Annotated in this window: 7 protein-coding genes; 3 read left to right on the top strand and 4 right to left on the bottom strand. The window is 40.9% G+C overall.

Annotated elements, in window-relative coordinates; all coding sequences use genetic code 11:
- Positions 1-667: 667 nt before the first annotated feature.
- The 4 genes from H6G97_RS40100 to H6G97_RS40115 form a co-directional block, all read right to left on the bottom strand.
- Positions 668-1312: a hypothetical protein gene (locus tag H6G97_RS40100; RefSeq protein WP_190946184.1), complete on the bottom strand. Its 645-nt coding sequence runs from the start codon at positions 1310-1312 to the stop codon at positions 668-670.
- Positions 1313-1594: 282 nt separating this feature from the next.
- Entirely contained in the window at positions 1595-1861 is a 267-nt protein-coding gene (locus tag H6G97_RS40105) for a hypothetical protein (protein ID WP_190946190.1), read from the bottom strand.
- A 179-nt stretch (positions 1862-2040) separates the two neighbouring features.
- Positions 2041-3114 carry a calcium-binding protein gene (locus tag H6G97_RS40110; protein ID WP_190946185.1) on the bottom strand — a complete coding sequence of 358 codons (1074 nt, stop codon included), beginning with the start codon at positions 3112-3114 and terminating at the stop codon, positions 2041-2043.
- Positions 3108-4733 (bottom strand): calcium-binding protein, encoded by a 1626-nt coding sequence (locus tag H6G97_RS40115; RefSeq protein WP_190946186.1) that lies wholly within the window; start codon positions 4731-4733, stop codon positions 3108-3110. The genes H6G97_RS40110 and H6G97_RS40115 overlap by 7 nt, the downstream gene beginning before the upstream one ends.
- 674 nt (positions 4734-5407) lie before the next feature.
- On the opposite strand from H6G97_RS40115, the gene H6G97_RS40120 reads away from it, so the two are divergent.
- From H6G97_RS40120 to H6G97_RS40130, 3 genes are all read left to right on the top strand, one after another.
- Entirely contained in the window at positions 5408-6061 is a 654-nt protein-coding gene (locus H6G97_RS40120) for a sigma-70 family RNA polymerase sigma factor (protein WP_190946187.1), read from the top strand.
- A 49-nt stretch (positions 6062-6110) separates the two neighbouring features.
- Positions 6111-7028, top strand: coding sequence for a DUF1822 family protein (locus tag H6G97_RS40125; protein WP_190946188.1), 918 nt, complete (start codon positions 6111-6113; stop codon positions 7026-7028).
- 24 nt (positions 7029-7052) lie between these two features.
- Positions 7053-8168 (top strand): CHAT domain-containing protein (locus H6G97_RS40130; protein WP_190946189.1); only part of this gene is annotated, 1116 nt, incomplete at its 3' end.

Genomic DNA, 8168 nt, shown 5'->3' on the forward strand with positions numbered 1-8168 from the left:
CTTGAGTTAGATGAAGCTATTACAACTGCCCTAGATGCAGTCACTAAAAAAGACATTATTGGATGGTTCACCCACTGCTGTTACTATATTGCACCCAACTGAGAACCGCTATACTTTCTGGGGTAGGCAAGAGTAGGAGTACAGACCTTATCTAAGAATATCGGGAGCCGGATGCACAGAAATGGGCACGTCCGGTTCTAACTGAGAGGTGCGGGGCATAATAGCCCCCATCGACTCAACCATTACTCAATTCTCTGTTAGCGACACCTGCACCAATTGCTGTTGCGGTGGCTGTTGGTCATGCCCCTGAAGCGACAGAAGAACCCAAGGTAGTCAGTCTCAAGACTATCAGTAAGAACTTCTGGCGACATTTGTAAACGAATTATCACCAAACTGATTAAAAAGTTTGGTGGTAATTAATCCTCTTTTGCTACTCTCGAAAAACAATAGTCGAAGCTTGATTCGGAAGCTTTTATTTTATAACACTTTGAGCCTTTATTTCTTAACAGCAACTCAAATTTGTAGCTAAAACCTAAAAATCAAATTTCCGAAAGGCTTGAGCGCGATTGGCTTTTCCCAAAGTTACAAAAGAGGGATAAGGATCTCTTATCAAAAATCAGCTAAATTATAAAATTCCCAAGCCTTGCTATTAAAGGATTCTTATACTTTAGATGCGTTTGCCTTTGGTGTCGCGTTGACTAAGCCAAGTGGCAACTGGGAGTCCCAGCAAAAAAAATAGAGAACCATTTGGTTCAGGAACTGAAGTAGTGACAATGGGTGTCACAGTAATATTATCAAGCCCCATAGGATTAGAGCAACACGTTAGTGCCGGGTTAGTTAGAGAGATTGTCAGACTGTCGATTGAGTAATTCGAGTTCGAGTTGACCACAGTTTGAAAATTACCAAAGGTGTTTGGAACCGTACCTTCAAAAGAAAATATTGCCGTTGAATTCAAGAATCCCGTTATTGAATAAGGGATTGGAGTCACGCTGGAATAAAGATCGACCGAACTGAATGTAAACGGGGAGTCATCATTTGTAATTTGAATTGTAGCAGTCAGTGAGTTCTGACCAGCCTCATTCGTAAACTGTATGAAGGGAGCAGGATTACCATATGAGCCAGTTGTAACCCAAGGGCCGGAAATCGCTGAAGTTGTAAAACCAGATTCAGTATAGGTTGATAGCGTCCCTAAAGATGCTTGCTCAAACGTAATCGTCGCCGCCGATGCTGTTTGATGCACTCCAAGCAGCAGACCAAGTAAAGTAACTAAGTGTGCAGCAGGAGCTATCGGTACCAAAGATTCAAAAGTCAAAGCAAAAGAACTTTTCCAAAAATAAATCTTCTTTATTTTTTCCTCTAAAAGCGAGTAAAACAAACTTCTCTAACTATTTTGAAGTGATAGGATGTCGAACAATCACAAATTGCAGGTTTTGATTTGAACAGTGACATACTAGCTATCAAACATAAATCTATTTGCTGCTTATCACAAGCATAGTTAACATTTTGACAGGAAAGGCGCACTTCGCCACTACACAGGTTGTTTGCCTCTTTTGGACAAATACTCGCTTTGTATGAATGCCAAAAATCACCTCATCTACAGCACCCACTCAGATGCAGATGATACTAGTTGAGCAAACCCATCGGGGTAAACCTCCTCAAACTCGACCATCACCCCCCACTTTTCATTACTCGTCCGCCCTGGCTCAACTTCTACCGTGACTTCACACGCGATCCCCCATTGCGGAAACTTCGCCACCAATTTCCTGATCACAATCTGCAACGCCGGATCATCCCAGCATTCCTTCAAGAAATCAAATCCCGGATTCTGCCCCGAATTCGCCGCAACTTTCAGTTTCTGCATCCCCTCCGGTCGCAATTGCTTGAGATTTAAATTTTATGATCGTATGGCAATATCTTAATACCTACATAGAAATCGCTATTGTTTGCCAAAATGACTTGCATTGAGCAATTGAATGCGAGATGCTAAAAATAGCATTTCGCAAACCGTCGTACTTGGTGATAGCCGAGTGCTAATTGCGATTAAACAACCACAAAATTCTTCTCAGTTACTGACAATCCACCAGATAATTGTGCAAATTGTACCTGAGTAGACCCAGATCCACTTCCATCAAGGTCGAAGAACAATCCACCTGTAGCGCTGTTGTAGATAAACCGTTGATTGCTTGTGGTTGCAGATGCTCCGATGGTAAACTTATTTGCCTCGAGTGTACCAGATGATAATCCGCCACCAAAACCAGCGGTCGACACCTGAATCAATTCATCAGTCGTGTTGAAGTCATCTATAATATCAACACCTTCTTTGAAATTATTGAAAGCAAAGGTGTCAGTACCAGCTTCTCCAATTAGGCTATCATTACCTTTGCCACCTGTGAGGATATCATTGCTTAAACCACCCTTGAGGGTATCATTTCCATTGCTCCCCACAATCAAGTCATCGTATTGTGTACCTGTGATATCCAATCGTTCGATATTATTGTAGCTAATTCGACCATTGCTAGCCGTAATTAAGCCAGTATTAATGGTGGCATTAAAATTTGAAATGATTCCCTTGCCGTTGGTATCACCATTGTCACTGACAATCAACAGATCCTCACCTGCGCCACCATCTATGGTGTCATTGCCAGCAATAACCCCAACCTCCTCAGGCTCACGGAACCCGATAATGTTAATAATATTTCCTATTATCCTATCGTTGCCATTGCTCCCTACAATTAAGTCATTAAAATCTGTACCTATGATATTTAATCGTTCGATATTTTTGTAGTTAACCCGATTCCCGCCATCCGTAATGAAGCCAGTGTTATTAATAGCATCGAATGTCGAAGTGATTCCCTGAACACTTCCGGAGTTATAGACCAACAAATCGTCACCCTTGCCCCCATCTACCGTATCATTGCCATTAATGCCCCCAGAAAGTGTATCATTACCATTGTTCCCTACAATCGAGTCATCAGACTGTGTACCTGTAATATTTAATCGCTCGATATTTTGGTAGCTAACTTGATTCGTGCCATCCGTAATGAAGCCAGTATTAGTAGTAGTATTAAATGTTGTTGTGATTCCATCAGTAGTCTCGGAGTTATAGACTAACAAATCGTCACCCTTCCCCCATCTACCGTATCATTGCCATTGCTGCTTCCCGAAAGCGTATCATTACCATTGCTCCCTACAATTAAGTCATTAAAATATGTACCTATGATATTTAATCGCTCGATATTTTTGTAGTTAACCCGATTCCCGCCATCCGTAATGAAGCCAGTGTTATTAATAGCATCGAATGTCGAAGTGATTCCCTGAACACTTCCGGAGTTATAGACCAACAAATCGTCACCCTTGCCCCCATCTACCGTATCATTGCCATTAATGCCCCCAGAAAGTGTATCATTACCATTGTTCCCTACAATCGAGTCATCAGACTGTGTACCTGTAATATTTAATCGCTCGATATTTTGGTAGCTAATTTGGTTCGCGCCCAGCGTAATTGAGCCAATGTTAGTATTAGAATTGAATGTCGTTGTGATTCCTCCGGTAACATCGTAATAATCGGTGTCATAGGACAACAAATCGTAACCCTTGCCCCCATCTACCGTATCATTGCTACTGGAGTTCTTGGAGAAAGAAAAGGTATCGTTGCCATCACCACCATTGAGCAGGTTATTAGCTTTTGAAAAGTTAACAATCAAGTAATCATTACCAGCGCCACCGTTGAGGGTGTTATTGCCAGTTGCGTAAATCGTGTCAAAATAGTCGTCGTAGCCTGAGGCAAAAAGAGTATCGTTGCCATCGTCCCCATTAAACAACTGATCGTCGGCTAAAGAATCAAGACTTGAAGAACCAACATCTAGGCGATCATCACCAGTACCACCGTTGAGAGTATCATTGCCCGTACCACCGTTGAGAGTGTCATTACCTGTACCACCATTGATAGTGTCATCACCAGTACCACCGTTGAGGGAGTCATTACCCACACCACCCCACAATAGATCCTTATCAATACCACCGTTGAGAGAGTCATTACCCACACCGCCAATGAGGGTATCATTTCCCTTACCACCTCTCAAAAAGTCGTTGCCACTTTTGCCGTCGAGGGAGTCATTACCGCCCTGACCATTGACTACATCATCCGAGTTGTCAAAACCCGTAATGTTATTAGATAGCTCATTGAGAAAAGTCACCGTATTCTTCATGCTCAGGCTTGTATCTGTTGAGTTGGCACTAAAGACATTAAAGCTGTTGGTGATACTAGCTTGCCCATCAAACAGAATATTGCTGATCCCTGGTGTTGCTCCAGAAGTTTTCTGATTCTGCAAGTTTTCTAATTTGAACTTTTGCAGGATGACTTTGATCACAGGTAGACTCTTAGCAGCACCTATTCCTTCAAAGGTGATTTCCAGATTGCTGCCGTTCTGAGTGAGCAGCAAATTTTGGGCATTCAACAAGTACTTGTTCTGGAAATTTATAGTGTCTACTTCCGCAATGACTCCTACTGTTGGGTTTGTTCCTTTGCCGATGCCACCAAAATCAGTAATAATATCAGTGCCGTCGTAAAAATAGTAGCTGTAAACAAATTGATCCTTACCACCACCACCAGTCAGAACGTCGTCGCCCTCGTTCCCTGTGATGCTATCGTTACCTGCAAGACCATTAATCGTGTCCGCTAACTCGCTGCCTACTAGCGTATCATTACCGTTGGTTCCAATGATATTTGCCATAACTTTTACCTAACTCAATCGATTTTGTTAATAGCTTCAGTTCTCACTTAGAGCTTGTCACGAAACAACCTTCCTTCTTTTTACTTAGAAATGCTTTATCAGTAAGCTCTTTAGGTTGCAAATTGTAAAAGTTGTTTCTTGACAGGCTCTTACCTTCTTTTGCCTCTGTAGTGACATCATTCCAAAACTTAGAATTTTCGCGGGATTTTAAAGTTATTACAAAACTTCATATTTAACCAAAATCAACTATAAGTTTATGCAATACACGAATACGTAAAAAATACAAGCCATTTTGAGTTTCGCTTTAAAGGCGGAAAGGCCACCATTTCTTGGGAAGAGGCAAAAATATATTTTTTAAGCGTGGCATTCTCTTACAAAGTTGAAAGCAATGACAAACACCACTCTGCTTTGGGCTTTTTTTTTGCTCTCACCAAAGCAAGACTAAGTATCAATATGCATATTAGGCCTATGTACTAATGGCAAATCCCTCTTAAATACTGATCAGAAAATTTTTTCTAAATTCCGCGAAAAACTTGAAGTTGAGTCTGATAGCTAGATAATAAGCTCTACTAATCCAGGTATTAAACATCAAGTTATGGATTCGTTGATTAGAAATTTAAACAGTCAGAGGCATCTCTAGACTACTTCTGCAAGTATTTACCAGGAGATCCTCTATGAAAAACGTTCACACGGTAAGTAATCTAAACCAACAACTCCAGCATCTGGTTGCCGAAGCCTGTTCCCATCCAGCAAAGAGTTTGATGCGGCGGCAAAAACTTAGTGAGATAGTTAGAGTTGTGATGAAATCGGGCAAACTATGGAAAGAGAATACACCTTACTATAATGATGCTCTGCAACAAACTTGGTTATATTTCTGCCGAAACCCAGAGCAGTATAACCCAGAGAGTTGTAGTGTGATTACCTGGCTCGACAATTGCCTCAAGTGGCGACTGCAAGATTTTCGCTCTAGAGAAGCCGAAATTCAAGCTAAGACTGTTCCCCTATCTAGCTTGCCAATTGAAAATACAACCGGAGCGATCGAAAGCTTGCCAGCAGCAGCCGATATTCCACCAATTTTGGAAGAGACTTACCAATGGGCTTTTACAGATCCAGACAATGACTTAGCCAGTACTCATGTTAAAGGACGACCTGATGTAACTTGCCAAATATTGATTCTGCGACGCCTGCCTCCAGAAACTCCCTGGAAAAATATCGCTAAGGAATTCGACTTACCCCCATCAACTGCACCCAATTTCTATAAACGTGAATGCTTACCACGCTTACGAAATTTTGCTCTCAGGCAAGGTTATCACGAAATTGGGCATTAAGGCAGAGATATCTATCATAGAAGGTTATCTAGAAAGCGGAAGGAAACTTATGATTCATAGCACTAAAAACTTAGAAGAAAAATCCATTCCCGTTGCTATTACCCAAGCAGCGCTAAAGACAGCACGCTTTTTTGCTGATGAACAGGTGACACCAGAAAAGAAAAAGCAAGTATATCTTAATACTTTAGCTGTATGTGCGGTAAATGATTACATGGAAATGATGAACATTTCCACAGACCCAAAGGCTAGCGATAGTTGGAATTGTGCCATGCGTTATTATGCAGATGTGGCAGACCTGAAGTTGAATGGATTAGGTCACTTAGAATGTCGCCCCGTAAGCTTTGGTAATCTCTGCTATATTCCACCAGAAGTCCCGGATGACAGAATCGGCGTAGTTGTAGTTGAGCTAGACATAGAGTATCAAATTGCAACTCTAATCGGGTTTGCTAAAACAGTAAAAGCTGGTGAACTTTTGTTTAGCGAGTTACAGACTATTGAAGACTTACTTGCATATCTTGATTCACTTGAAAGTAACCCGACGGAAGTCAATTTGAGCTATTGGTTGCAAAATATACTTGATGCAAGTTGGCAGCCGATATCAGAAATTCTAGCCCCAAAAACACCACAATTAGCTTTTCGTTATCGAAACGGAGTGACGAGAGGTAAGCTAATTGACATGGGGATAGAACTCCCTGAGCAATCGCTGGCACTAGTTGTTACACTTACTCCCAAAAATTCGGTAGAAATCCAACTCAAATTGCAAATGTATCCATCTGGTAAGCAAGCCTACTTACCCAATAATCTCATTGTCAAAGTGCTAGATGAGAAAGGGATTACTGTTATGGAAACGCGTGCTATTCGTGGTAGTACTCATGTAACATTAGAGTTTAATGTTCAAATAGGAGAGCGTTTTAGCGTTAACTTGGAATTGGGAGATATTAATATCACTGAGTACTTTGTTATTTAAGCATACACTTGCCGATTGCTAGCCATGCAGAAGTTAGTTGTTTTGAAGCTAGATGGTGATTTAAATGAGGGAGTAAAAGTCACACTGGAAATTGGGGCAGAAGGCGATCGCGCCAGTATAGAAGTTCAAGGCTATCTGCCATCAAAGCTAGAGATAATTGCAGATTATCAGCTTTGGCGAACAACCTATCGCAGTTTATCAAATTTCCGCATTACACCGATGAACATTCATGTCGGAACTTCTCTTAATGAGCATCTTAACAAATGCCGCGAGTTAAATGAGAAGTTAAGTGAGCAAATGAATAGTTGGCTCAACTGTAACTCCTTTCGCCCAGTAAAGGAGAAATTACTTAAACAGCTAACGTTAGATGATACAGTCCGTGTACTAATCAAAACTAGTGACACTTGGCTACGTCGTCTTCCGTGGCATTTATGGGATTTTTTTGAGGATTACCAAAAAGCAGAAGTTGCTTTAAGCGCCCCAGAGTATGAATATCTGCGAAAACCAAAAACAAGTACTATTGGAAAGAAAGTAAAAATCTTAGCAATTCTAGGTAATAGTGAAGGAATCTTAATTGACAAAGATCAAGAGCTATTGGAGATGTTATCAAATGCAGAAACAACTTTTCTAGTAGAACCACAGCGTAGCCAGTTAAATAAACAGCTTTGGGAGCAAGACTGGGACATCTTATTTTTTGCAGGTCATAGTGAAAGTCTGGAGGATGGTAAGAGCGGTAATATCTATTTTAATGAAACAGATTGCTTAACAATTGAGCATATCAAGTATGCTCTTAAAAAAGCTGTAAACCAAGGATTGCAATTAGCTATTTTTAATTCCTGTGATGGTTTAGGACTAGCATCTCAACTAGAAGATTTGCATATTCCACAAATCATCGTCATGCGGGAGCCAGTGCAAGACTTGGTGGCACAAGAATTTTTAAAGAATTTCCTCAGAAAATTTTCTAGTGGCGAGTCTATGTACTTAGCAGTACGGGAAGCAAGGGAAAAACTACATGGCATTGAAGATAAATATCCTTGTGCAGTTTGCTTACCTATAATTTGTCAAAATCCAGCGGCAGTGCCACCAGCTTGGAAAGATTTTCTAATAAATCCCCAAACAGAAAATGGCAAGCCTCAAATT

It is taken from the genome of Nostoc flagelliforme FACHB-838 (genome assembly GCF_014698065.1).
Lineage (GTDB): Bacteria > Cyanobacteriota > Cyanobacteriia > Cyanobacteriales > Nostocaceae > Nostoc > Nostoc flagelliforme_B.

Coding starts and splice junctions, on each gene's coding strand:
- H6G97_RS40115 (WP_190946186.1), bottom strand. CDS start 4,733: ATGGCAAATATCATTGGAACCAACGGTAATGATACGCTAGTAGGCAGC.
- H6G97_RS40105 (WP_190946190.1), bottom strand. CDS start 1,861: ATGCAGAAACTGAAAGTTGCGGCGAATTCGGGGCAGAATCCGGGATTT.
- H6G97_RS40125 (WP_190946188.1), top strand. CDS start 6,111: ATGATTCATAGCACTAAAAACTTAGAAGAAAAATCCATTCCCGTTGCT.
- H6G97_RS40120 (WP_190946187.1), top strand. CDS start 5,408: ATGAAAAACGTTCACACGGTAAGTAATCTAAACCAACAACTCCAGCAT.